The sequence below is a fragment of the Microbacterium sp. NPDC091662 genome (genome assembly GCF_044756705.1).
GTDB lineage: Bacteria > Actinomycetota > Actinomycetes > Actinomycetales > Microbacteriaceae > Microbacterium.
The window spans coordinates 1,277,478-1,301,917 of the sequence record NZ_JBIVTM010000001.1 but is presented as its reverse complement, the minus strand read 5'-3'; the positions used below and the strand labels follow the sequence as shown (position 1 = coordinate 1,301,917).

The 24,440-nt window shown below is 69.3% G+C and carries 20 protein-coding genes; 17 read left to right on the top strand and 3 right to left on the bottom strand.

All coding sequences use genetic code 11. The features are described 5' to 3' along the window. Positions 1–22: 22 nt before the first annotated feature. Both ACIQLD_RS06155 and ACIQLD_RS06150 read left to right on the top strand, forming a co-directional pair. Complete coding sequence (locus tag ACIQLD_RS06155) at positions 23–1,219, top strand: heparan-alpha-glucosaminide N-acetyltransferase domain-containing protein (protein ID WP_402606285.1); 1,197 nt, start codon at positions 23–25, stop codon at positions 1,217–1,219. Between the two features lie 229 nt (positions 1,220–1,448). Beyond that, complete coding sequence (locus tag ACIQLD_RS06150) at positions 1,449–4,706, top strand: LamG-like jellyroll fold domain-containing protein (RefSeq protein ID WP_402606283.1); 3,258 nt, start codon at positions 1,449–1,451, stop codon at positions 4,704–4,706. 52 nt (positions 4,707–4,758) lie between these two features. On the opposite strand, the gene ACIQLD_RS06145 is transcribed toward ACIQLD_RS06150, so the two are convergent. Then, positions 4,759–5,544, bottom strand: a complete 786-nt coding sequence (locus ACIQLD_RS06145; RefSeq protein ID WP_402606281.1) for an SDR family NAD(P)-dependent oxidoreductase — start codon at positions 5,542–5,544, stop codon at positions 4,759–4,761. A gap of 126 nt (positions 5,545–5,670) precedes the next feature. Here ACIQLD_RS06145 and ACIQLD_RS06140 point away from each other — a divergent pair, with 126 nt between their 5' ends. After that, positions 5,671–6,279, top strand: coding sequence for a TetR/AcrR family transcriptional regulator (locus ACIQLD_RS06140; RefSeq protein WP_402606278.1), 609 nt, complete (start codon positions 5,671–5,673; stop codon positions 6,277–6,279). 35 nt (positions 6,280–6,314) lie between these two features. On the opposite strand, the gene ACIQLD_RS06135 is transcribed toward ACIQLD_RS06140, so the two are convergent. Then, complete coding sequence (locus ACIQLD_RS06135; protein WP_402606275.1) at positions 6,315–7,067, bottom strand: hypothetical protein; 753 nt, start codon at positions 7,065–7,067, stop codon at positions 6,315–6,317. Positions 7,068–7,171: 104 nt separating this feature from the next. On the opposite strand from ACIQLD_RS06135, the gene ACIQLD_RS06130 reads away from it, so the two are divergent. The 8 genes from ACIQLD_RS06130 (at position 7,172) to ACIQLD_RS06095 (ending at position 15,365) form a co-directional block, all read left to right on the top strand. Further along, positions 7,172–8,008 carry an aldo/keto reductase gene (locus ACIQLD_RS06130; protein WP_402606273.1) on the top strand — a complete coding sequence of 279 codons (837 nt, stop codon included), beginning with the start codon at positions 7,172–7,174 and terminating at the stop codon, positions 8,006–8,008. Between the two features lie 90 nt (positions 8,009–8,098). Beyond that, on the top strand, positions 8,099–8,668 hold the full coding sequence (gene msuE, locus ACIQLD_RS06125; RefSeq protein WP_402606271.1) for an FMN reductase: 570 nt from the start codon (positions 8,099–8,101) through the stop codon (positions 8,666–8,668). A 33-nt stretch (positions 8,669–8,701) separates the two neighbouring features. After that, the gene (locus ACIQLD_RS06120) at positions 8,702–10,504 is read left to right on the top strand and encodes a thioredoxin domain-containing protein (protein WP_402606269.1); all 1,803 of its coding nucleotides are present in this window, start codon (positions 8,702–8,704) and stop codon (positions 10,502–10,504) included. 69 nt (positions 10,505–10,573) lie between these two features. Beyond that, positions 10,574–11,335, top strand: coding sequence for a formylglycine-generating enzyme family protein (locus ACIQLD_RS06115; RefSeq protein ID WP_402606266.1), 762 nt, complete (start codon positions 10,574–10,576; stop codon positions 11,333–11,335). A 150-nt stretch (positions 11,336–11,485) separates the two neighbouring features. Next, positions 11,486–12,577: a histidinol-phosphate transaminase gene (hisC, locus tag ACIQLD_RS06110; protein WP_402606264.1), complete on the top strand. Its 1,092-nt coding sequence runs from the start codon at positions 11,486–11,488 to the stop codon at positions 12,575–12,577. Then, the gene (locus ACIQLD_RS06105) at positions 12,574–13,977 is read left to right on the top strand and encodes an amino acid permease (RefSeq protein WP_402606262.1); all 1,404 of its coding nucleotides are present in this window, start codon (positions 12,574–12,576) and stop codon (positions 13,975–13,977) included. The genes hisC and ACIQLD_RS06105 overlap by 4 nt, the downstream gene beginning before the upstream one ends. A gap of 2 nt (positions 13,978–13,979) precedes the next feature. Next, complete coding sequence (locus ACIQLD_RS06100) at positions 13,980–14,462, top strand: Lrp/AsnC family transcriptional regulator (protein ID WP_029267075.1); 483 nt, start codon at positions 13,980–13,982, stop codon at positions 14,460–14,462. A 30-nt stretch (positions 14,463–14,492) separates the two neighbouring features. Next, positions 14,493–15,365, top strand: a complete 873-nt coding sequence (locus ACIQLD_RS06095; protein ID WP_402606258.1) for a hypothetical protein — start codon at positions 14,493–14,495, stop codon at positions 15,363–15,365. 26 nt (positions 15,366–15,391) lie between these two features. Here the strand turns inward: ACIQLD_RS06095 and ACIQLD_RS06090 are convergent, their stop codons facing one another. Further along, positions 15,392–16,945, bottom strand: coding sequence for a dolichyl-phosphate-mannose--protein mannosyltransferase (locus tag ACIQLD_RS06090; RefSeq protein ID WP_402606256.1), 1,554 nt, complete (start codon positions 16,943–16,945; stop codon positions 15,392–15,394). Between the two features lie 62 nt (positions 16,946–17,007). Here ACIQLD_RS06090 and rsmI point away from each other — a divergent pair, with 62 nt between their 5' ends. The 6 genes from rsmI (at position 17,008) to ACIQLD_RS06060 (ending at position 24,414) form a co-directional block, all read left to right on the top strand. Continuing rightward, the gene (gene rsmI / locus ACIQLD_RS06085) at positions 17,008–17,835 is read left to right on the top strand and encodes a 16S rRNA (cytidine(1402)-2'-O)-methyltransferase (RefSeq protein ID WP_402606253.1); all 828 of its coding nucleotides are present in this window, start codon (positions 17,008–17,010) and stop codon (positions 17,833–17,835) included. Then, a complete protein-coding gene (locus ACIQLD_RS06080; protein WP_402606251.1) occupies positions 17,832–18,944 on the top strand; it encodes a LacI family DNA-binding transcriptional regulator in 1,113 nt (370 codons plus the stop codon). The genes rsmI and ACIQLD_RS06080 overlap by 4 nt, the downstream gene beginning before the upstream one ends. 208 nt (positions 18,945–19,152) lie before the next feature. Next, positions 19,153–20,802, top strand: a complete 1,650-nt coding sequence (locus tag ACIQLD_RS06075; RefSeq protein WP_402606248.1) for an ABC transporter substrate-binding protein — start codon at positions 19,153–19,155, stop codon at positions 20,800–20,802. Then, on the top strand, positions 20,799–21,779 hold the full coding sequence (locus ACIQLD_RS06070) for an ABC transporter permease (protein ID WP_402606245.1): 981 nt from the start codon (positions 20,799–20,801) through the stop codon (positions 21,777–21,779). Before ACIQLD_RS06075 ends, ACIQLD_RS06070 begins: the two co-directional genes overlap by 4 nt. Continuing rightward, positions 21,776–22,690, top strand: coding sequence for an ABC transporter permease (locus ACIQLD_RS06065; protein ID WP_402606242.1), 915 nt, complete (start codon positions 21,776–21,778; stop codon positions 22,688–22,690). Before ACIQLD_RS06070 ends, ACIQLD_RS06065 begins: the two co-directional genes overlap by 4 nt. Next, positions 22,687–24,414 carry an ABC transporter ATP-binding protein gene (locus tag ACIQLD_RS06060; RefSeq protein WP_402606239.1) on the top strand — a complete coding sequence of 576 codons (1,728 nt, stop codon included), beginning with the start codon at positions 22,687–22,689 and terminating at the stop codon, positions 24,412–24,414. Before ACIQLD_RS06065 ends, ACIQLD_RS06060 begins: the two co-directional genes overlap by 4 nt. The last annotated feature ends 26 nt before the right edge of the window (positions 24,415–24,440 follow it).

The following is a 24,440-nucleotide window of genomic DNA, read 5'->3' as shown; positions in this document are numbered from 1 at the left end:
AGTCAGCCTCTACGATCAGGGGGTGATCACTGCTCTCGCCCCCGTCCGGTGGTTCCGTGAGTTCGGACGACCTCCGCGCATCCTCGGGCTCGACGTCGCCCGAGGGTTGGCGATCCTCGGCATGGCCGGAGCGCACATCGGCGAGACGGAACCGTTCGACTGGTTCGACCCGTCGACCTGGACCGATCTGGTGCATGGACGCTCGTCGATCCTGTTCGCGGTGCTCGCCGGCGTCTCGATCGCTCTCATGACCGGACGCAGCGCGCTCCCGGAGCGTGAGCGCATCCCGAGCATCCGCCTGAATCTGATCGGCCGGGGCGCGGTGATCTTCGTGATCGGCCTCGCCCTGGAGATGCTGAACACCCCGATCGCGGTGATCCTCACGCTCTACGGTCTGCTCTACGTCGCGGTCATCCCGTTCCTGCGCTGGCGGCCGTGGCAGCTGCTGACGGGGGCGGGGGTGCTCGCACTGTTCGGTCCCGCTCTGCTCGCGTTCCTGAACGCGTTGATGCTGAACCCGTACGGTTCCGGCATCGGCTTCGTGCTGTACGGCACGTACCCGATCACGGTCTGGATGTCACTCGTGCTGGCCGGCATGGCGCTCGGACGCCTGCGCGTCGAGCGGATGCGCACGGCGGCTGTCGCACTCGGCATCGGTGTCGCGCTCGTGGTGGTCGGGTACGGCCTGGGCGGTATCGGACAGGCTGCGGGCCTCACCGGCGACGTCGAGAGCGGCGCTACGCGGACGGAGATCTCTTCGGGGAGTTCGATCATCGGCTCCGCCGGCTTCGGCACGGTTCCATCCGGGTGGGAGGCCTACCCGCAGGCGCTCGCCGAATCCGACCCGCTTCGTGCCGTGCTCACCGCGGTCTTCGCCGTCGACCCGCACAGCGGTGGTACGGCCGAGATTCTCGGGTCCGGGGGTTTCGCGCTCGTCGTCATCGCCCTGTGCCTGCTGCTGAGCAGGCCTCTGCGCTGGGCCCTGCTGCCGGTTGGCGCGCTCGGCTCCATGCCGCTGACGGCATACAGCGCCCACGTGCTGTCGATCGTGCTGGTCGGCGGACCAGGGGCGTTCTTCTCCAGCAACGCGTTCTGGGCAGCGACCGCGATCGGACTGCTCGTGCTGACGACGCTCTGGTCGATGTTCTTCGGACGTGGACCGCTCGAGCGCCTGGTCGGTCGGGGAGCGTCGGCGATGGCGGCGGTACCCCGCCGTTGACACCGGCGAGCTGGGGCCTCTCACCCGATGGTGGCGGCGCTATGTGTTAGCGTGAATGCGCGGCGCTTTCTGGCGTCCGCGACCGACCCTGATCTCGGGTCGGACTGGGGAGTTTCGAACTGGGGAGTTCACACCACCGCGTCGCGGCGATCTTTCGCCGCCTCGATGTCGTCGAGCGCGCGGGGGAAGACGCCTGCGCGTTCGGAACGGCATCGACTGGGGAGTCACGGTGGGGAACACGAGTTTCGGGCGACGGGCACGCGGTGCCGTCGCATCAGTGCTGACGGCCGGCCTGCTGATCGCAGGTCTGTCCGGTATGGGAACCGCGGCGGCGGTCGCGGCCGAGGTGCCGCCGACCACGCCGCCGCAACTGCAGCGCGATGAGAACGTGGTGACGTCGGATCCGATTCCGACCGTCCAGATCGACAACGGCTACGTGTGGGCGCAGACCACGATCGGCACCACGGTGTACGCGGTGGGCAAGTTCGACAACGCCCGTGAGCCGAAGGCGGCGCCCGGCACGTCGTTGACAGCGCGGTCGAACGTGCTGGCCTACGACATCGTCTCGGGTGCCCTGTCCACGTTCGCGCCGACGGTCAACGGCGTCATCAAGGCGGTCGCCGCATCTCCGGACGGATCCCGCATCTACATCGGCGGCTCCTTCAACAAAGTGAACGGGAAGGACCGCTGGAACTTCGCGGCGCTCGATGCCAAGACCGGTGAGCTGGTGCCGCAGTTCGCGCCGTCGATCGGCGGCAGCGGCGTGTACGCGATCACCACCGACGGGTCGAACATCTACCTGGGCGGTCTGTTCACCCAGGCCAACGGTGTCGCCCGGAAGAACCTCGCGGCCTTCGACCAGAAGAACGGAGCGCTCCTGAGCTGGGCCCCGCAGGCCGACCGCCAGGTCGACGCCCTCGTGATGGATCCGGCGGGCACGAACGTCATCGTCGGAGGCCGGTTCTCGACGGTGAACGGCAGCAGCCTGCGCGGTTCCGCAGCGGTGGACAAGACCACGGGTGCCGCCGACACCGCCTGGGGCATCTCCCAGGTCGTGAAGAACAGCGGCAGCAGCAGCAACTCCGGTATCTTCGCCCTCGCCACCGACGCGAACTCGGTCTACGGAACCGGGTGGAGCTGGGCCGGCGGAGGAAACCTCGAGGGGACTTTCGCCGCAGAGGCGGGAACAGGGGCGGTGCGCTGGATCGCGGATTGCCACGGCGATCACTACGGCGTGTACTCGACCGGCAAGGTTGTCTACACCACCAGCCACATGCACTCCTGCAACACGATGGGTCTGCAGCCGCAGAAGAACCCCGCGGTGTACCAGTACGCCGAGGCCTACACGGCCGATGCGCGCGGCACCCTCTCCGCGAACACCTACTCGGGGTACGCCAACTGGGCGGGAACCCCTGCACCGTCGCCGTATCAGTGGGCGCCGGACTTCGCGGTCGGCACCACGAGCGGCCTCGGCCAGGCGGGCCTGTCGATCACGGGCGCAGGCGACATGATCTCGATCGGCGGAGAGTTCCGCTCGGTGAACAACGGGCAGTTCGAGGGAATCGTGCGCTTCTCCACGAATCCGCCCGACGGTGCGAAGGACGGGCCCCGCATCGCAGCCGCGGACTGGAAGCCCACGGCGGGAACCTCGCCCGTTCCCGGGCGCGCTCGTGTGACGATCCAGACGAACTGGGATCGGGATGACCTGACCCTCACCTACGAGCTGTACCGAGCCGGAACAGCTGAACCCGTGGCGAGCACGACCGCGGACGGCACCTGGTGGAAGCGCGCGACGGTCACCCTCGACGACCCGACGGCGACGCCGGGCGCGACGCAGAGTTACACCGTGGTCGCGCGGGACGCCGACGGCAACACCGCGACCAGTGCGAGCGTGAACGCGAAGGCGAATGCGGGCACGGTCTCGGCCTACACGACCAAGGTCCTCGCAGACGGCCCCTCGCTGTACTACCCGATGGGCAACGTCTCGAAGGACTGGGCGGGCGCGAACAACCCGGTGAACGGGTCGGGCGCCACGGTCTCGTCGTCCGGCATCGAGAACAGCGGCACCGGATCGACCACGTTCAACGGCACCACGAACGGCCGGGTGTCGTCCGATGCCAAGGCGGCGGCGTCGAAGGAGTTCTCCTCGGAGATCTGGTTCCAGACGACCACGAAGACCGGCGGCATGCTCATCGGCTCCGGGGCTGCGAAGACGGGGAGCTCCGCGACCGTCGACCGTCAGCTCTACATGACCAACGGCGGCACGCTGACCTTCGGCGTCTTCGCCGGTCAGACCCGCGCGACAGTCGCCGGGGACAAGGCGCTGAACGACGGAACGTGGCATCACGCGGTCGTCTCGCAGGGCGCAGAGGGGATGAAGCTGTACGTCGACGGCGAGCTCGTCGCCTCGGATCCCGCGGTCACGACGTCCAAGACCGACTCCGCCTACCTCCGCATCGGCGGCGATGCGCTCACGGGCTGGCCCTCGGCGCCCTCGTCGAACTACTTCAAGGGTGCGCTGGACGAGGCCGCGGCGTACCCGGTCGCGTTGAACGCGGACCAGGTGCGATCGCACTTCCAACTGGGGAAGGGCCTGAAGGCTCCGACGGCGGCCTTCACGGCGCAACCGACCGATCTGAGCGTGGCGGTCGACGCGTCGGGCTCGATCGCGGACGGCGAAGCCTCGATCAGCGCCTACGCCTGGGACTTCGGCGACGGCTCGACGGCCACGGGTGCGACGGCGACGCACGATTACACGGCGGCGGGCACCTACACGGTGCGCGTGACGGTCACGGACAGCCGCGGACTGTCGGCCTCGAGCGAGAAGCAGGTCGTGGTGACGGCCCCCGTGGTCGCCGACGTCGCAGTGGCATCGGACGGATTCGATCGTGCGGTCGAATCCGGCTGGGGCAGTGCCGACATCGGCGGGGTGTGGACGCCGATGCAGGGCAAGTCGACCGCGCTCTCCGTGGCGGACGGCGCCGGGGTGATCGATCTCGCCGCAGGACAGACCCGCGAGATGCTGTTGGACGATGCATCGGTGCGGGATTCCGTCACGACGATGTCCTACACGCTCTCGGCCGGTCCGGACTCGGGCACGGCGTACGTCGGTGCGGGTTCCCGTCGTGCCGGCGACAGCGGGTACCGGGCTCTCGCCTGGCATCGTGCGGACGGGGCGGTCTGGGTGGTGATCCAGCGCAACGGCACGGCGATCGCCAGCGCGGCGGTCCCCGGTCTGACCTGGAGCGCCGGGACGGTGTTCCACCTGTCGACCGAGACCTCCGGTTCGCCCTCGACGACAATCCGCGCGAAGGTGTGGGCCGAGGGTCAGCCGGAGCCTACGGCGTGGCAGGTATCCACGACCGATGCGACTCCGGCTCTGCAGGGCGAGGGATCGCCGTCGGTGTTCTCGTACCGGGCCGGCAGCGCGACCGGCACGAACGTCGTGCGCGTGAACGAGGTCAAGGCCATCCGACTGGGTCAGTGAGTGAGCAGGTGGGGGGGCACCGGCATCGGGTCGGGTGCCCCCACCTGGTCTCTCAGAAGTGCGTGCCGCCGTCGATGCGCACCTCGGTGCCGGTGATGAAGGCACCGTCCTCGCTCGCCAGCATCGCCACGACACCGGCGACCGACTCGGGGCCTGCGAAGCCCTGACCGATCGCGGGCGCGAGCTTCATGAACAGGCTCATGTCGGCGTCGGCGGGCAGGCCAGGGCCGTTGCTCTGGTTGCTCTGGCCGGATCCGTCGGTCATGCCGGACGAGATCGAACCGGGCTGCACCGCGGTGAAGCGAATCCCGCTCTTGGCGTACTCGGCGGCGAGCGCGTGGGTCATCGACTGCACGCCGCCCTTGCTGGCCGCGTAGGCCGCCATGTAGGGGTGGGCGAAGCCGGCTGAGGTCGAGCTGAAGTTCACCACGGCGGACGACGTGCCATCGAGCAGAGCGGGGATCGCCGCGCGGATCACGAGGAACGTGCCGACCAGGTTGATCCGGATGACCTGCTCGAACTGGTCGAGCGTCGTCTCATGGGTGTGCGAGGAGCGCAGGATGCCGGCGGCGTTCACGAGCACGTCGAGCCCACCCAGAGCGGCGACGGCCTCGGCGACGCCGGCGGCCACCGAGGCTTCGTCGGCGATGTTCATCGTCACGGTCGTGAGGCGTTCGGCGAGCGGTCCTGCCTTGGCGACCGTGTCTTCGAGACCCGCGGTGCTGACGTCGGCGGCGACGACGCTGCCGCCTTCGCGGAGCATGCGCAGCACCGTGGCCTGGCCGATGCCCGACCCTCCGCCGGTGATGAGAGCCCGACGTCCTTCGTAGCGGTTCATGATCTTCCCTTCGTGGTGGTGTCGTCGTGTCGACGTTCCGTTGTAGGCAGACTATGCCTGAATGGCATAACGTGCCACATAGGCCCAACCTGCCGCAGAGGGCACCTATTCCCGTACGCTGTGACGGTGGAGACCTCGACCCTCACCGAACGCCGCAGGGCCGCGACCGAGCGGGACATCGCGGCCGCTGCCGCCGCCCTGTTCGCCGAGCAGAGCGTGGCGGGGGTCACCGCCGAGCAGATCGCAGCGCGCGCCGGTGTCTCGGTGCGCACGTTCTACCGGTACTTCGCCCGGAAGGAAGACGCGGTCACGCCGATCCTCAGCGTCGGCGCCCAGCGCTGGCAGGAGGCCTTCGCGCAGGTGGGGGAGCGTTCGCTGCGGGAGCAGATCCCCGCCGTGATCCAGGCGCAGCTCACCGAGGACGAGCCCGCGGAGCGGTCATCCGAGGGACTCGAGCTCGACACGATGCTCGGCGTGCTCCGCGGCCTCGACGACGATACGGCGATGCGCGACGTCTGGCTGCGCGTCAACGACGACTCCGAGCGTCGACTGCGAGCGATCCTCCAGGAGCGCGGCATCGCGGTGTGGGAGGCGACCCTGCTCGCCGCCGTCGCGACCGCCTCGATCCGGGTCGGACTCGAGCAGTGGGCGGCGGAACCCGACGGCCCTCGTCCTGCGGAGCGCGCGGTAGACGCCTTCCGGGCCATGTCACAAGGGCTGCGCGACCTCGACTGACTTCTCTCGCGAGGGACGCACGGGATGCGCCGCGACTAGAGCGGCAATGCGAGATACAGCTGGTAGGCGCCCTGGTCGGCGAAGCTGTCCGCCGCGTTCGCGGGCGCTTCGACGATGTACAGGCGTCCGGGGGCGTGCGGGCGTGACCGGGCATCGAGATGCCACATGACCCGGCTCACGATCGCGCCGTCGAAGTCGTATCGGGTGCCCGATCCGTCGTCGAAGACCTGCTCCGTGTAGGTGGGGTCGCCGATCCTGGCGCGTATGTCGAGCGCGGCCTGCGCGGCCTCATCATCGGAGGGGAACTGCAGCACCGTCACGGTGGCGCGTCCGGTGTCGGCGCCGAACACCGCGGTCGCGGCATCAGAGGAGCCGAGATCGTTCGGCGCGTCCGTCCAGTCGCCTTCGAGTCGCCAGTCGCCGGCCGCGGTTCCGATCTCGTGGGCGGCCGCCGTGCAGAGGTCGCCGCACCCGGCGCTCGGCCGGTCGGCGGCCGATGTCGGAGCTACGGTGTCTTCCGGAGTCGTGGATGCCGATGGCGCTGCCGACGAGTCTCCACGTCCCTCTCCGATCTCCGCGCGCAGACCGGCAGCGAGAACGAGATTCGTCGCGATCGTTCCGAGGAGCAGGACGGCCGCGATGACGGTGACCAGGATGACGATGGTCCGACTGCGCCTCTTCGTGGCCGTCACGATCCGCGACTCGCCGTCATCGGGATCCTGCGCATCGGCTGCAGGGGGCGGCGGCGGGAGGTACTCCTCATCGCCCGAGGCGTCGCGTTCATTCATCGACCCTCAGCCTAGGGAACGTCGGCCGAGGGGCGCGTCGCCCGCACCGACTTCTTTCGTCACCGGCCGGTCCCGCCTGTCATCACAGGTCATAGGCTGGAGACATGACGATTCCTGCACTCGAACTGAACGACGGCAACTCCATCCCCCAGCTCGGCTACGGCGTCTTCAAGGTGCCGCCGGCAGAGACCGAGCGCGCGGTGAGCGAGGCGCTCGAGATCGGCTACCGCCACATCGACACGGCCGCCATCTACGGCAACGAAGAGGGCGTCGGCGCCGCCATCGCAGCCTCCGGCATCCCGCGCGATGAGCTGTTCGTCACCACGAAGCTCTGGAACGACCGTCACCACGACGACGAGCCGCGCGCCGCCATCGGCGAGAGCCTCGAGAAGCTCGGGCTGGATAAGGTCGACCTGTACCTGGTGCACTGGCCGACCCCCGCCAAGGACGACTACGTGCACGCATTCGCGAAGCTGGTCGAGCTCCGCGACGCCGGGCTCACCCGCAGCATCGGCGTCTCGAACTTCCTGGTCCCGCACCTGGAGCGCACCGTGAAGGAGACCGGCGTCGTCCCGGCCGTGAACCAGATCGAACTGCACCCGGCGTACCAGCGCCGCGAAGAGGTCGCCTGGGCCGACGCGAACGGCGTCAAGATCGAGGCCTGGGGGCCGCTCGGCCAGGGCAAGTACGACCTGTTCGGCACTCCCGCCGTCGCGGAAGCCGCAGCAGCGCACGGGGTCACCCCCGCGCAGGCGGTGCTGCGCTGGCACCTGCAGAAGGGCATCATCGTCTTCCCGAAGTCGGTGCGCGCCGAGCGCCTGCGCGAGAACCTCGACGTCTTCGGCTTCGAGCTGACCGACGCCGAGATCGCGGCGATCGATGCCCTCGACCCGCTCGACGGCTCCGGCCGCGTCGGCTCGCACCCGGACGAGGTCAACTGACCCGCTCAGCGGACAAAGGGCCTTCGGGCCTACATGACGCCCCGTGTCGCCTCGCGCGACACGGGGCGTCGTCGTGAGTACCGTCGAGGCATGACAGCTCCGTTCCGTGTCGTCGCCGTGTCGGGATCCCTGCACGAGCCCAGCAAGACGACCGCCCTCGTCCGCGCGATCACGGCCGCCATCGCCGAGCGCTCCGAGATCGAGTCGCAGCTCATCGAGCTGACGCAGATCGGTCCGGGGCTGGCCGGCGCGCTGCAGCGCGATCAGTTGCCGCCGGAGGTCGAGGCGCAGCTGCAGGCGATCGAGTCCGCCGATCTGTTGATCGTGGGCAGCCCCGTGTATCGGGCATCGTTCACCGGGCTCTTCAAGCACCTGTTCGACTTCGTCGGCCAGTACGACCTCGTTGGCAAGCCGGTGCTGCTGGCGGCGACCGGCGGCGGCGAGAAGCATGCGCTGATCATCGAGCACCAGCTGCGCCCGCTGTTCGCGTTCTTCCAGGCGCTCACCCTTCCGCTCGGCGTCTACGCGAGCAACACCGACTTCGACGGCTACGAGATCGTCTCCGAGGTGCTCGAGGCGCGCATCGCGTTGGCCGCCGAGCGCGCCCTTCCGCTGGTGGGATACGCGGCATCGCGTCCGATCGAGCTGCTCGTCGGCTGACCGCGCCCCCTCCGCGCGGCGTAGCGTGAGGGCATGACCAACCGGCTCGCCGACACTCTCAGCCCCTACCTCCGCGCGCACACCGACAACCCGGTCGACTGGTACCCGTGGGGTGAGGAGGCGTTCGAGGAGGCGCAGCGGCGGGACGTGCCGCTCCTGATCTCGATCGGCTACTCGACCTGCCACTGGTGCCACGTGATGGCTCGGGAGTCGTTCGCAGACCCTGCCACCGCCGCACTCATCAACGAGGGCTTCGTGGCTGTGAAAGTCGACCGCGAGGAGCACCCGCAGGTGGACGGCGCCTACATGGCCGCGGCCTCGGCCTTCACGCAGAACCTCGGCTGGCCGCTCACGGTCTTCGCCACTCCGCGCGGGCGCACCTTCTACGCCGGTACCTACTGGCCCCCGGAGGCGCGTGCGCCGATGCCCGCATTCCGCGACGTGCTCGCGGCGGTGCGGGAAGCCTGGACGCTGCGTCGTGCGCAGGCGGAGGAGTCGGCGGATGCCGCGACCGACGCGCTCGCCAGGGCGGCGGAATCCGTTCCCTCAGATCTGCCGGATGTGGTGACGATCGCGACGGCTGCCGAGACGATCGCGCAGCGCGAGGATCGGCAGTTCGGCGGCTTCGGCGGAGCACCGAAGTTCCCCGTGGCCACGACGCTGCGATTCCTGCAGCACCCGCTCGTGCGGGAGGGGGCTCCGGGAGCGGCGGCATCGGCTGCACGCGCTCTCGCGGCGATGGCGGGCTCGGAGCTCCGCGATGCCGATGGCGGGTTCTTCCGCTACGCGACACAGCGTGACTGGACGGTGCCGCACTACGAGAGGATGCTGACCGACAACGCACAGCTGCTCGATGTCGCGCGCGACGCGGGAGACGAGCAGACCGTGCGGGGTATCGCCTCCTTCCTGATCGACGTGCTCCAGCGCGACGGTGGCGGCTTCGGTGCGGCGCAGGACTCGGAGTCGACGATCGACGGTGAGCGCAACGAGGGCGGGTACTACCTCCGCCCGCTCGCCGAGCGCGCGGGCCTGGAGGTGCCTGCGGTCGACGGCAAGGTGATCACCGGTTGGAACGGACTCGCGATCGGCGCCCTCGCGCGGGCGGGAGCGGCCTTCGGGGAGCAGAGCTGGATCGACGCGGCGGCCTCTGCTGCGGAACAGGTGCTGCGGATCAATCGGGATGCCGACGGCGCCCTGGTGCGCGCTTCCCTCGACGGGCGGGCATCCGCCGCGGTCGCGACCGCCGCCGACCTCGGGCTGCTCGCCGACGGCCTGTTCGCGCTCGCGCTGGCGACGGGCGATGCGACCTGGGCGATCGCCGCACGAGGCGTCCTCGACGAGTCCATCGACAGCAGAGCCGGCGATGATCCGCTGCTGTCCGCTCAGGGCATCGCGACCTCGCCCGATCAGACCGACGGCGACCTGCCCTCCGACGCCGCTGCGGTGGCCACCGCCGCGCTGACGGCCTGGTTGCTGGGCGCGGGGGACCGGTATCGCGAAGCCGCGATGGGGACGGTGAGGGCACTCGCCGTGCGCTCGCTGGAGCAGCCGTTCGCCCACGGCACGCTGCTGCGGGTGGCTGCAGGACTCGCCGTTCCGCCCCGCCAGCTCGTCGTGGTCACTGCGGCGCGTGACAGCGCGCTGGCCGTGGTCGGGCGGGGCGCGGACGCCGAGGTGGTCGCCGTGGCCACGCCCGAGCAGGCGCGGGCGTTCGCGGATGCGGGGTTCGAACTGTTCGAGGGCAAGGACGCGGTCGCGGAACGCGCCTACGACTGCCGCGCCTTCGTGTGCCGACTGCCGGTGAGTGACCCCGCAGAGGTGTCGCTCGCGCGCTGACGGTCGGCCCTCACCCGCGCCACGGCTCCTACGCTGGGAAGGGAACCGGTTTCGAGAGAGGGGGCGGGCATGGGCGCGCGGCAGATCGAGTGGGTCGACATCCCGGCGGGAGCACTGCAGCGGGGGACACCGCTCGATCAGGTCGACGCCCTCACCGTCCGGTATGCCCACACCGGCGTTCCCCGAGCTTGGTACGAGAAGGAGACGCCGCGCACGCAGGTCGTCGTCCCGGCGTTCCGGCTCGCCCGCACCCCGGTGACGGTGGCGCAGTGGAGGGTGTTCGCGGAGGCGACCGGCGCCCGTGCCATCTCCGGCATCGACGAGCATCCGGTGGTCGGGGTCTCGTGGGACGAGGCCACCGCCTATGCCGCCTGGATCGGCTCGCAGCTCGGCGTGGACGCCCGCCTGCCGACCGAAGACGAGTGGGAACGGGCGGCGCGCGGCGACGACACCCGCGAGTTCCCGTGGGGTGACGAGTACGTCACGGGCCGGGCGAACCTGTTCGATCTGGGACTGGGCACCACCACACCTGTCGGCTCGTTTCCCGACGGCGCCAGTCCGTTCGGGGTGCTCGACCTGGCCGGCAACGTCGACGAGTGGACCTCGACCCTGTACGCGCCGTATCCGGGAGCGCCCGATGACGTCCCCGCCGTCGAGGACTGGGCAGCTGATCCGCACATCACGCGCGGCGGCGCGTTCCGTCACGACGTCGACCTGGCTCGCTGCGCACGGCGGCACGGGGCCTACGAGGCCGACCTCGTCGCGGTGGGCATCGGCTTCCGACTCGCGGCGTCCAACGATCGAGACAGCGCGACTGTGCAATCTGACTAACCATTGCCCGGGAAGTGCCGGTCGATTGCGCGAGATGCGCAGCTTCCGGTGCGCCGATTGCCCAGTGGATGCGATCCGTTCTACTGTTGCGCGACAGCAGGCGGTGCCGCTCGGGGGCCGCCCATGGATCACAGCAAGGACGCTCTGACGATGCCTCTCCCCACCCGCGCCGGACTCGACGCCGTTCCCGCGTACCGGCAGGGGCGCTCTGCCCCGGCCGGTGCCTCGAAGCTCTCCTCGAACGAGTCCCCGCATCCGCCGCTGCCCTCGGTCGTCGAGGCCGTACGCGATCGCCTGGACGGCATCCACCGCTATCCCGACATGAGCGCCGCGGCCCTGCGCGAACGGCTGGCCGACCGCTACGGCGTCGATGCGTCAGAGGTCACCGTCGGTGCCGGGTCGGTCGAGATCGCCTCTCAACTCATCCACGCGGTCGCCGGCGACGGTGACGAGGTCGTCTTCGCGTGGCGCTCGTTCGAGGCGTACCCGTCCCTGGTTCGCATCGCGGGTGCCACGCCCGTCCCCGTGCCGCTCGACGCGGATCACGGGCACGACCTCGATGCGATGCTCGCGGCGATCACCCCGCGCACCCGCCTGATCTTCGTGTGCAACCCGAACAACCCGACGGGCACCGTGGTCGGCGCCGACGAGCTCGAGCGCTTCGTCGCCGCGGTGCCGCACGACGTGCTCGTGGTGATCGACGAGGCCTACGTGCACTTCGATCGCACCGAGAGCCGGGGTGCCGGCATCGAGCTGTTCCGGCGGCACCCGCATGTGGCGGTGCTGCACACGTTCTCCAAGGCCTACGGACTCGCCGGCCTGCGCATCGGCTATGCGATCGCCCCGGCCGCTGTTGCCGAGAACCAGCGCAAGGTGGCCGTGCCGTTCGGCGTGACCGACCTGGCGCAGACCGCGGCTCTCGCCTCGCTGGACGCTGAAGACGAGCTCGCGACGCGCATCGACGAGGTCGTCGCCCAGCGCGACAGGCTCCATGCCGTGCTCGTCGCGGCCGGATGGCCGGCCGTCCGGTCCCAGGCCAACTTCGTGTGGGTGCCGTCCGCCGACCGCACCGCGGAGCTCGAGAGCCTCCTGCAGAGAGGCGGCGTGATCGCGCGCGCCTTCGCCGGGGAGGGCATCCGCATCTCCTCGGGTTCCGTGGAGGACATCGACCGGGTGGAAGCCGCGCTCGCGAGTGCCGTGCACGACCACGATGCCGCCGAGCGTGTGGAGGTCGGCGCATGACCGATGACCGTATGACCGAGGTCCCCCCGACCACCACGACCACCAAGGGTCTGCACCCGGGCCTGACCCGCCGTCAGATCTCGATGATGGGACTGGGCGGTGCGATCGGCGCCGGGTTGTTCGTCGGATCGGGCCAGGCGATCAGCATCGCGGGTCCCGCCGTGCTGGTGTCGTATCTCGTCGCGGGCGGCATCGTCGTGCTCGTGATGGCGATGCTGGCCGAGATGGTCGCCGCACGGCCCAGCTCGGGGGCTTTCAGCTCATACGCCCAGAAGGCGATGGGACGCAGCGCCGGCAGCGCGGTCGGCTGGCTCTACTGGATCCAGCTCGTCGTGGTGATCGCGGCCGAGGCGACCGGTGCCGGTGCGATCGTCTCCAACTGGACGCCGGGCATCCCGGCCTGGGTGTGGGTGCTGATCTTCGTCGTCGCGCTCACCGCGGTGAACCTGTTCGGCGTGCGCAACTACGGCCGCTTCGAGTTCTGGTTCGCGGCGATCAAGGTCGCGGCGATCATCGCCTTCCTCGTGGTGGGGGTGTGCGCGATCGTCGGGCTGATCCCCGGGGTTCCGGCGACCGGCATCGCGAACCTGGTTGACAACGGCGGCTTCGCGCCGAACGGCATCGCCGGTATCGCCGGCGCCCTGCTGATCGTGGTGTTCGCGTTCGGGGGCACCGAGGTGGTCGCGATTGCCGCCGCGGAGTCGAACGACCCCGCGCATAACATCCGCCGCATCGTGCGCGAGGTGCTCGTGCGCATCCTCGTCTTCTACGTCGGATCGATCTTCGTGATCGTCGCCGTGCTGCCCTGGAACGACCCGGCCGTGAAGGCGGGCCCGTTCTCGGCGGTGCTCGAGACGCTGAACGTGCCCGGCGTCGGGCTCGTGATGGACCTCATCGTGATCATCGCGCTGCTGTCGGCCATGAACGCCAACATCTACGGGGCCTCCCGCATGGCCTACTCGCTGGGCGAGCGCGGACTCGCCCCGCTGGCCGCGACCCGCACGAGCCTCAAGGGCGTGCCGTTCATCGCCGTGCTGGCCTCCGTGGCGTTCGGGTTCGTCACGGTCGGGCTCAACTGGGCCTTCCCTGACGTGGTGCTGCCCGCCCTGCTGAACGTGGTCGGATCGACGCTGCTCGTGATCTGGACCGCCACCGCGGTGGCGCAGATCATCCTCCGCCGTCGCGCGGATCGTGCGGGCGAGGCGATGCCGATGCGCATGTGGGGCTTCCCCTGGTTGTCGTGGCTGTGCCTGGTGCTGCTCGCCGCCGTGATCGCCCTCGCGATGATCGATGAGGCCGCGCGCATCCAGCTGCTGCTCACGCTGGGTCTCACCGCCGTGCTCCTCCTCGTCGCCCGGGCGACCAGGAGCGTGGCCCGGCCCGGCGTCCCGCGGGAGTAGTGATGCGCATCGATCGCCTCGACGCCCAGCTCATCCGTCTGCTCACGGAGTCGCCGCAGCTGCCGATCCTGGAGTGTGCACGGCGGCTCGGGATCGCGCGCGGCACCGCGACGAGTCGGCTCGCGCGCCTGCACGAGGGCGGGGTGATCGAGGCGATCGTGCCGCGGATCGATCCGGCGGGTTTCGGCTACGGCGTCGTCGCGTTCTGCCTGGTCGAGATCGATCAGAAGGTGGGGCACGACGACGTGGCGACGGCTCTTGCGGATGCCGTCCCCGAGATCGTCGACATGCACACCGTCACGGGGGCCAGCGACATGCAGTTGCGGCTGGTGGCGCGCGATGCCACGCGGTTGCAGGAGGTGCTCGACCGGGTGGCCCTGGTGCCGGGCGTCGCACGCACCGCCTCGTCGATCGCGATGCGCACGCATCTCTCGGGCCGTGTGCTCCCGCTGGTCGAGCACGTGGCCACGGACGAGGTGCTCTAGGGCCACGACGATCCCGCTAGCATCGTCGTCATGGTCGCTGCTCCCGTGCTCGTGGATCTCGACCGCGACAGCGTCGCGATGGGCGACGACATGTCCTCCCATGCGCACCGCCGGTCCTTCCCGGACGGCACGCGCCTGGCGGATCTGCTCGAGGCGACGCATCCCGAGATCGAGAACCGCGGATGGTCGTGGGTCGCCGTCGTCGACGGCACCGTGTCGGCGGTGTGGTCGGTGGACCACGGGGTGCGTCTGCTGGTCAGGAACCGCCGACTGCGGGGGTCGGCGTCGCCGATCCCGGTCGTCTTCCGCTACTTCCTCCAACTCGACCCGCAGTGGCTGCACGGGCGACTGGCAGCGGGCGCTGCGGCGAATCGGGATGCCCTGAGCGCGGAGTACGCGCCGCTCGCGGCCGAGCGCCTGGAGGCGGAACAGCGCCGCCGCGAACGGGAAGTGCCGGAGAAGCTGCTCTCCGCAGCGGCCGTCGGCGCGCTCGTGCGGCTCGGCGCGACGATCGACCTGCACTCCGACGCGCGCTGTCGGTTCTTCGCCGCGGGCGAGCGATGGGTCGTCGTGCGCTCCGACTCCATGACGCTCGTCTACCGCGCCGAGACGGCAGCGCCGATCGCGTCGCTGCGTCCCCGCGCCTTCGCCGAGCTCTGGCTCGCGACGGCTGTGGGGGCGCGTGGACGGCAGGAGCACGGCCTTCCTGCGCTGCCGCCATCCACGTCGGCGGAGGTTCCGCCGCCGGAGGCCATGGCGTCCTGGCCCCCGGGGACTCAGCGGTGGTCGTTCACCGGCGACGCCGGTCACGTCGCTCAGCTCTCCGGCGAAGACGCCCTGGACTGGTACCGCTTCGCGTTCGGGCGCACGCTCGACGAGATCGTGCAGTCACTCGCGATCTGAGGGACACCGTGGTGCGCCGGGCGGGCTCACACCCAGCCGGGCAGCCAGTTGTGCAGCAACCAGAACTCGTACGGCACGCTCATCCCGGTCCACAGGGGAAGGAAGAACGCCGACACCAGCACCACGAACGCGAGGAAGATCATCACGGTGCGCTCGCCGGACTGGCGGCGGTAGAGCGGATCCTCACGTCTCCCTGCGATGATCCGCAGCGTCATCGCCAGCGCGATCACGAGGAACGGCATCATCACGACCGTATAGAACTGGAAGATCGTGCGGTCGGGGAACATCAGCCACGGCACGTAGGTGACCGCGAGGCCGACCAGGGGGATGCTCAGCTCCGGGCCGACGGGCTGCCGGGTGATCCAGCCGCGCACCAAGCGGTAGAGCAGGTAGATCGCCGCGGCCACGCCCGCGTACCAGATGAGCGGATTCGGGATCGCCGAGATCACGCCGATGCAGTGGTCCGTGCCGCAGCCAGCCGGGTCGGAGTCGACCCAGACCGCCGTGGGGCGCAGCAGGAACGGCCATTCCCACGCCGGACTCGCGTAGGGGTGCCCGCGAGTGAGGCCGACGTGGAAGCCCAGGATCGACTCGTGGTACTTCCATAGCGCGATCAGCGGGTTCGGGTCGCTCTGCCGGTCGTAGCCCCCGGCCGTCACCAGCCAGCCGGTCCAGCTGACCAGGTACACGGCCAGCGCGGGGAACACGAGCAGCACGAACGAGACGGGGCCCTGACGGAACGCTGCCGAGGTCGGCCAGAGCACCACGCCTGCGCGCCGTCGGGCCAGAGCGTCGGTGACGACGACGTACAGGCCGAAGCCCGCCAGCACGTACAGTCCCGACCATTTCACGGCCGATGCCGCACCGAGCGCAGCGCCCGCGGCGATCAGCCAGGGACGACGCCAGAGGACCGGACCCCAGAACGGATCCGGTGTGTCGGGATCGCGCTTCTCGAGCACCGGGATCGTCCGCTGCCGGTCGATGACCACGAAGAGAACGCCCAGCAGGACGAAGAAGGTCAGGATGCCGTCGAGCAGGGCGATGCGGCTCATCACGATGCTGAGACCGTCGATCGCGAGCAGCGTTCCGGCCACGCTCGCCACGATCACGGAACCGCTGAGCCGTCGCGCGATCAGGTAGACCAGGAGTACGGATGCGGTGCCGAGCACTGCGGTCGCGAGCCGCCAGCCGGCGCTGTTGTCGGGACCGCCGATCGCCATGCCGAGTGCGATGAGCCACTTGCCGAGCGGGGGGTGCACGATGAACGCGCCCTGTTCGGACAGCGGCAGCTGCTGCAGCGTGACGAAGGCATCGTTGGCGTTCTCGCCCCACGTGCCCTCGTAGCCGAGCGTCCACAGCGACCAGGCGTCCTTGACGTAGTAGGTCTCGTCGAACGCGAGCTGATGCGGATGGGCGACGTTGATCAGGCGGAGAAGGGCGGCGATCGCGGTGATGACGAGGGGCGCGAGCCACCGGATCGCGCGCCCCCAGTCGGGAGCGTGGAGCAGGCGGTCACGCAGCTGCCCGTAGCGCGTCAACCGCTCATCGGGAGCGGGAAGCAGGGGCACGGGCGCGGTCACCGCTCCAGCCTAGACAACCGGCCTTCTCGGTCGGCTGCATCCGGCCCGCCTAAGCTGGGCGGGTGATCATCCTCGCCGCCACTCCGATCGGAAATCTCGGCGACGCATCGCGCCGCCTCGTGGAGGTGCTGGAGAACGCCGAGGTCGTCGTCGCCGAAGACACGCGAACCACGCAGCGTCTGCTGAAGGCCCTGCAGATCGAGAACCGGCCGCGCCTGATCGCCCTGCATGACCACAACGAGAAGCAGAAGGCCGCCGAGCTGGCAGCGCTCGCGGCCGAGACCGACATCGTGGTGATGAGCGATGCCGGCATGCCCACCGTGAGCGATCCGGGCTACGGGCTGGTCGCCGAAGCCGTCGCTCAGGGCGTCACGGTGACCGCGATCCCCGGGCCGAGCGCGGTGCTGATGGCGCTCGCGATCTCGGGCCTGCCCACCGACCGCTTCACGTTCGAGGGTTTCCTGCCGCGCAAACCGGGGGAGCGGCGCTCTACCCTGCGCGCGCTGGCCGCAGAACCCCGCACCATGGTCTTCTTCGAATCTCCCGCGCGCCTCGCGAGCTCACTCGCCGACATGGGTGCGGCGTTCGGCGACGAGCGGCGGATCGCGGTGTGCCGGGAGCTCACGAAGCTGTACGAAGAAGTGCGCCGCGGCACGGCATCCGAATTGGTGGCGTGGGCCGAGGACGGTGTGAAGGGTGAGATCGTCGTCGTGGTCGAAGGGGCGGCGCACCGCGATGCCTCGCCGGAAGACGCTCTCACGCAGGTGCAGAAGCTCGTCGCCGACGGCATCCGGCTCAAGGACGCCGCCTCCGAGGTCGCCGGCCTCACCGGGCTCTCCTCCCGGGACCTCTATCAGGCCGCCCTCGCCGCCCGCTCCGGAGGGGCGTGACCGTGAGCAAGGCGGCGACCGTGTACGACGTGGCCGATCGGGCCGGCGTCTCGATCGCCACGGTCTCGCGTGTGCTGCGCTCACCGGATGCGGTGCGCCCGGTCACCCGTGAGCGCGTGCTCGACGCCGTCGCGGCACTCGGGTACGTGCCCAGCGGCAGCGCCCGCGGACTCGCCGAGCGGCGCACCGGCGTGCTCGGGCTGTACTTCCCGGGATTCGATGCCGCTGAGGATGCTCCGCCGCTCGACGCGCTCTCCGCCGCCGATGCCGACGCCCCACCGTTCGCGATCGTCCGCGACGAGGCCGATTCCGACGGTCGGCACACCTCGATGCTGTTCCTCGACGAGGTGCTGCGCGGTGCGGAGCTGGAAGCGTGGAAGCAGGGCTTCGTGCTCATGGTCGGCGTCGGGCGCGACGATCCCGATCGCTCCACCGTGCGTGACATGGCCGGCCGTGTGGACGGACTCATGGTCCTCGCGAGCAGCGTGCCGGACGACGTGCTGGCACGACTGGCGCGGCGCATTCCCGTGGTCGTGCTCTCCGGGCCGCCGCGCGGCGATCACTACGACCACGTCACGGTGAGCAACGCCGAAGCGATGGGTGAGCTGACCCGGCACGTGCTGGCACAGGTGGGAGACGGGCCGCTCGCTTTCCTCGCGGGGCCCGCGGATTCGCCGGATGGTCTGCAGCGCTGGGAGGGGTTCGCGGCGGCCGTGGTGGCTGCGGGCGGATCGCTCGACGACGTGACGGTGCTGCGCGGCGACTTCACCCGGGCGTCGGGGCGCAGAACTGCCGAGGAGCTTCTCACCGCGCAGGCGCCGGCCGCGCTGATCTCCGCGAACGATCAGATGGCGCTCGGAGCGCTCGACGCGTTCCGCGGAGCTGGCGTCCGCGTGCCGGACGAAGTGCTCGTGACGGGCTTCGACGGCATCGAGGCCGCCGCGCTGTCGCAGCCTCCGCTGACCACGATCCGTCAGCCGATGATCGACCTCGGCCGGGCGGCCGTGCAGGTGCTCGCCCGGCGGCTGGAGAACACGGAAGCCGAGCCGGTCGTCGCCCGGCTGCCCCTGCAGATCCTGCTGCGCGAGAGCTCTCAGCGCCCGGTCTGAACGGCGCGGCGACGGTCGGCGCGCCCGTGTCAAGGGGTTGCGATGTCAAAATGTATGCGCTTACAATCACTGAGGCGGTGCGAACCGTCCTGAGACGGCGCAGGCCGTGCGGGTGTTCCGAGAGTTCCGGTGGTCCGGCAGGGGCGCCCTTCATGACAGAGACGACATGAGGTGGCAGATGTCAGGTGGCAGAACACCGAGAGGGCGCATGATCCAGCGCTGGCGCCGAGCGGCGATCGTGGGCCTCGCGGCCGTGGCGGTCGCACTCAGCGGCTGCAGCATCCAGATCACATCCCAACCCGATCCGTCGATCGGCGCCGACACGATGCTGATCAACGCCGACAAGGGCAACCCGTTCTTCACGAAGAACTTCAACCCGTATCTCACCAACACGCGCACAGCGTCGCGGTGGATCTACGAGCCGCTGATCCTGATCAACCCGCTGGACGGCACGCAGAACCCGTGGCTCGCCGCCGGGTGGAGCCAGCCCGACGCCCGCACGATCGTCATGACGATCCGCGACGACGTGAAGTGGAGCGACGGTGAAGACCTGACGCCCGAGGACGTGGCCTTCACGTTCCAGTTGCTCAAGGACAACCCCTCGCTCGACATCAAGGGCGCCTGGCAGCACCTCGACAGCGTCGAGACCCAGGGCAGCGACGTGATCCTGCATCTCAAGACCGAGGACGCGCCCTCGCTGGCGATCCTCGGGCAGACGATGATCGTGCCGGAGCACCTCTGGTCCGACGTGAAGGACCCGGGCACGTATCGCAACGAGGATCCTGTGGGAACCGGGCCGTTCGTGCTCGGCAACTACAACGACCAGCAGTACTCGATGGACAAGAACCCCGACTACTGGCAGGCCGACTCGATCGAGATCGAGCACATCATCCTCCCCGCCACGAACTCGCAGCTCGACACCGTCACGCGCGGTTACGACTGGGCCTACTCGTTCATCTCCGACGTCGAGGGCACCTGGGGTGCGGCGAGCGATCACAACTCCTGGTGGTTCCCACCCGGTGGCGTGATCGCGCTGATGCCGAACCTCGAGGTCGCCCCCTTCGACGACGTGAACGTGCGCCGCGGCATCGCGCTCTCCCTCGATCGTGACGAGATCGCCGAGACCGCCTCCGAGGGGTACATGAAGCCGGCGGGTCAGACCGGTCTCATCCTTCCGAACCAGGAACAGTACCTGGATCCGAGCATCCCCGATCAGGGCATGATCACGCAGGACAAGGATGCCGCGCTCGCCGCCTTCGCCGACGCGGGCTACACCCTCGACGGCGACCGCCTCGTGGACGCGAACGGCGAGCAGCTCGAGTTCGCGCTCACCACCGCGAACGGCTACTCCGACTGGACCAGGGCCGCGCAGACCGTGCGCAGCCAGCTCGCCGATGTCGGCGTGAAGGTGACGCTCAAGCTTCCGCAGCCCGCGGGGTACCAGAGCGCGATCAGCAACGGCGACTTCGAGATGGCGATCGGCGGCATGGGCAACGGCGACGTGTACCAGGCCTACAACAACCTGCTCTCCAGCGAGTTCTACGTGCCGTCGGGAAAGCCGACCGCGAACAACTTCGAGCGCTACAAGTCGCCGAAGGTCGACGCGCTGCTCGCCGAGTACCGCGAGACCGTCGATGCCGCCCGCCAGGCCGAGATCGTGAAGGAGCTGCAGGGCGTCGTCTACGACGAGCTGCCCGTGATCGGCCTCTACTACGGCGGCATCTGGGGCCTGTTCAGCGATGCCAAGTTCACCGGCTGGCCGAGTGAGGAAGACCCGTACATGATCCCGCAGAACTACGACTCCGCGCCGCTGGGCATCTTCACGCGGCTCGAGCGAGTGAAGGAGGACGACAAGTGAAGTACGTGCTCCAGAAGTTCGGCCTGTTCGTGCTCACGCTGTGGGCCGCGGTCACCCTGAACTTCTTCCTCCCGCGCATGATGCCCGGTTCCCCGGCGGACGCCGCCATCGCCAAGCTGTCCCAGAACGGCCCGGTGTCGGATGCCACGCGCGCCGCCATCGAGGCACAGCTGGGGGTGCCGACCGGATCGCTGTGGGATCAGTACATCGCCTACCTCGGACAGGTCGTCCGGCTCGACTTCGGCGTCTCGTACACGTTCTACCCGCAGTCGGTGTCGAGCATGGTCTCCACGGCACTGCCGTACACGATCGGACTCGTCGGCATCGTCACGATCCTCGCGTTCGTGATCGGCACGCTGATCGGCGTCGCGGCCGCCTGGCGCCGCGGCACCTGGCTCGACACCCTGCCGACGCTGACCGGCTCGTTCCTCAGCACGTTCCCGTACTTCTGGACCGCGCTGCTGCTGCTGTTCTTCTTCGGCTACGTGCTGCACTGGTTCCCGACCACCGGCGCCTACTCGGCGACGACGACCCCCGGGTTCACCTGGGAGTTCCTCGGAGACCTGATCAGTCACGCGTTCCTCCCGGCTCTGACGATCCTGCTCACCTCGCTGGGCGGCTGGATCATCGGCATGCGCAACGCCATGATCAACACGCTCGGCGAGGACTACATCACCTTCGGCGAGGCGAACGGCCTGCACGGCCGCACGATCGCGCTCCGTTACGCCGCGCGCAACGCGATCCTGCCGAACCTCACCGGCTTCGGGCTCACGCTCGGCGGCGTGGTCGGCGGATCGATCCTCGTCGAGCAGGTGTTCGGGTATCCGGGCATCGGCTACCTGCTGTTCAACGCCGTGATCGGGCAGGACTACCCGCTCATGCAGGCACTCTTCCTGATGATCACCGTGAGCGTGCTCATCGCCAACTTCCTCGTTGACATCCTGTACGGGGTACTCGACCCAAGGACCCGCCGATGACTTCCACCATGAACGTCAAGATCCCCGCCGAGCGCATCGCCGCGCCCAGCCCGTGGCGCGCCTTCGGACGCATGGTCGCCACGCTCTGGGGCAACGGCAAGGCGCGGCTCGGGCTGTGCATCCTCGCCTTCTTCGTGCTGGTGGCGGTGTTCGCCCCCGTGCTCGCCCCGTACGGTGCGAAGGACAACACCTTCGAGCGCAACGCCGACGCCTCCTGGGCGCACTGGCTCGGCACGACCGCCGCGGGGGAGGACGTGCTCAGCCAGCTCATCTACGGCGCGCAGGTCAGCCTCCTGGTCGGCTTCGCAGCCGGCATCCTGTCCACCATCGTCGCCGTGCTCATCGGCCTCAGCTGGGGATACATGCGCGGCTTCGCCGGCGAGGTGGTCGGCTTCATCGTCAACCTCTTCCTGGTGATCCCGGGCCTCCCTCTCATGATCGTGATCGCTGCGTACCTGCAGAACGGCGGCATCCTGATGATCATCGCGGTCATCGTGGTGACCGGCTGGGCCTGGGGCGCGCGTGTGCTCCGGAGCCAGACGCAGTCGCTGCGCGGCAACGACTTCGTCACCTCGGCGCAGTTCTCGGGCGACAGCAGGACGCGCATCATCTTCCGCGAGATCCTGCCCAACATGACGTCGATCATCGCCGGCACGCTCTTCGGGGCGGCCACGGCCGCGATCCTGGCGGAGGCGGGGCTGGAGTTCCTCGGCCTCGGCGACTCCAGCATCGTCAGCTGGGGCACCATGCTCTACTGGGCGCAGAACTCCAACTCCCTGCTCACCGGACAGTGGCTGCTGCTGTTCGCCCCCGGTCTGTGCATCGCACTGCTGGCGCTGAGCCTGACACTGATCAACTTCGGCGTGGACGGCATCTCCAATCCGCGCCTGCGAGAGGGGAAGGGCCGATGACCACCATGGCATCCGAGACCACGACCACGGGAAACGACATCCTGCTCGAGGTGCAGGGGCTGTCCGTCGAATACGCCTCGCCGGGCGCGAAGCCCGTCACCGCGGTCGAGGGTGTGTCGTTCTCGCTCCGCCGCGGCGAGTTCGTCGGCCTGGTCGGCGAGTCGGGGTCGGGCAAGTCGACCCTCGGCTTCGCCCTCACCCGGTTGCAGAAGCCACCGGCGCGGATCAGTGCGGGACGCATCCTCTTCGGCGGACGCGACATCCGCGAGCTGGATGCCGAGGAGCTGCGCCGTCAGCGTCAGGGCGGATTCGCCATGGTGCTGCAGTCGGGCATGAACGCCCTCAACCCGGTGCGCACGATCGGCAACCACTTCCGCGACATCTTCGCCGCCCACGGCCACGTGCCCAAGGAGGCCCGCGATGCGCGTGCCCGTGAACTCATCGGCAAGGTCGGTCTCGACGCGTCGGTGCTCGCCCGTTACCCGGGCGAACTCTCCGGCGGTATGCGCCAGCGTGCCTCGATCGCGCTCGCGCTGTCTCTCGAACCGCAGTTGATGGTGTTCGACGAGCCCACCACGGCGCTCGACGTGCTCGTGCAGCACGCGGTGATGGACACGATCAAAGAGCTGCAGCGGGCCGAACACTTCACCGCCATCCTCATCAGCCACGACCTCGGCATCGTGTTGGAGGCGACGGACCGGGTGATGGTGATGCACGAAGGGCACATCGTCGAAGACGCCAAGAGCATCGACATCCTCGAACGCCCGCAGGACGAGTACACCCGGATGCTGCTGAGCCACTACGCGGATCCTCGGGCGGAGAAGATCGAGATCCCCGGCTTCGTCGACGCCGGCACTCGCCGTCGGGAAGGGCGTTCGCGGACCGACGTCACCGAGACGCTGCCGACCGTGTCGTCGCGCGACACCCGTCGGGCGGATGCGGCGATCGTGGTGGACGGGGTCTCGAAGCACTACCCGGCGCCGCGACGCGGGCAGGACGCCGTGACCGCCGTCGACGACGTGTCGTTCCGGCTCGAACCGGGCGAGGCCCTGGCGCTCGTCGGCGCCTCTGGATCGGGCAAGTCGACCATCGCCAAGATGCTGACCGGCGTCGAGAAGCCCACTTCCGGCACGGTGCACTTCGGCGATGTCGACGTCGCGACGCTCAAACGCGGTGGTCTGCGAGACCTGCGCAAGGACGTGCAGATGGTGTTTCAGGACCCCTATGCGGCGCTCAACCCGTTGCACACCGTCGAGTACGCCCTCACCCGCCCGGTCATGAACTACACGAAGCTGCGCGGCCCCGAGGCCAGAGCGCGCGTGCTGGAGCTGCTCGAGACGGTCGGTCTCACGCCCGTCGAGCAGTTCGCGGCCAAGCTGCCGCACCAGCTCTCCGGCGGGCAACGGCAGCGCGTCGTGATCGCCAGGGCGCTCGCGAGCGATCCGCAGGTGCTGATCGCCGACGAGCCCGTGTCGATGCTCGACGTCTCGCTCCGCGCCGGGGTGCTGGCGCTGCTGGAGGACCTGCGCGAGAGATGGGGCATCAGCATGCTCTACATCACGCATGACCTGCTGAGCGCACGCCTGGTGACCCAGAACATCCTGGTGCTCAATGGCGGTCGGGTGGTCGAACGCGGCGAGACCGCCGAGGTGCTGCAGCATCCGGAGGACCCGTACACGATCGAGCTGCTCGACGCCGTGCCCAACCCCGCGCGCCTGCGCTGACCGTCACGACTTCAACACAAGAGAGA

Excerpts from the sequence above, each read along its gene's own strand:
- ACIQLD_RS06145 (WP_402606281.1), bottom strand. The coding sequence starts at position 5,544 with ATGAACCGCTACGAAGGACGTCGGGCTCTCATCACCGGCGGAGGGTCG.
- ACIQLD_RS06135 (WP_402606275.1), bottom strand. The coding sequence starts at position 7,067 with ATGAATGAACGCGACGCCTCGGGCGATGAGGAGTACCTCCCGCCGCCG.
- ACIQLD_RS06130 (WP_402606273.1), top strand. The coding sequence starts at position 7,172 with ATGACGATTCCTGCACTCGAACTGAACGACGGCAACTCCATCCCCCAG.
- msuE (WP_402606271.1), top strand. The coding sequence starts at position 8,099 with ATGACAGCTCCGTTCCGTGTCGTCGCCGTGTCGGGATCCCTGCACGAG.
- ACIQLD_RS06120 (WP_402606269.1), top strand. The coding sequence starts at position 8,702 with ATGACCAACCGGCTCGCCGACACTCTCAGCCCCTACCTCCGCGCGCAC.
- ACIQLD_RS06115 (WP_402606266.1), top strand. The coding sequence starts at position 10,574 with ATGGGCGCGCGGCAGATCGAGTGGGTCGACATCCCGGCGGGAGCACTG.
- hisC (WP_402606264.1), top strand. The coding sequence starts at position 11,486 with ATGCCTCTCCCCACCCGCGCCGGACTCGACGCCGTTCCCGCGTACCGG.
- ACIQLD_RS06105 (WP_402606262.1), top strand. The coding sequence starts at position 12,574 with ATGACCGATGACCGTATGACCGAGGTCCCCCCGACCACCACGACCACC.
- ACIQLD_RS06100 (WP_029267075.1), top strand. The coding sequence starts at position 13,980 with ATGCGCATCGATCGCCTCGACGCCCAGCTCATCCGTCTGCTCACGGAG.
- ACIQLD_RS06095 (WP_402606258.1), top strand. The coding sequence starts at position 14,493 with ATGGTCGCTGCTCCCGTGCTCGTGGATCTCGACCGCGACAGCGTCGCG.
- ACIQLD_RS06075 (WP_402606248.1), top strand. The coding sequence starts at position 19,153 with ATGATCCAGCGCTGGCGCCGAGCGGCGATCGTGGGCCTCGCGGCCGTG.
- ACIQLD_RS06065 (WP_402606242.1), top strand. The coding sequence starts at position 21,776 with ATGACTTCCACCATGAACGTCAAGATCCCCGCCGAGCGCATCGCCGCG.
- ACIQLD_RS06060 (WP_402606239.1), top strand. The coding sequence starts at position 22,687 with ATGACCACCATGGCATCCGAGACCACGACCACGGGAAACGACATCCTG.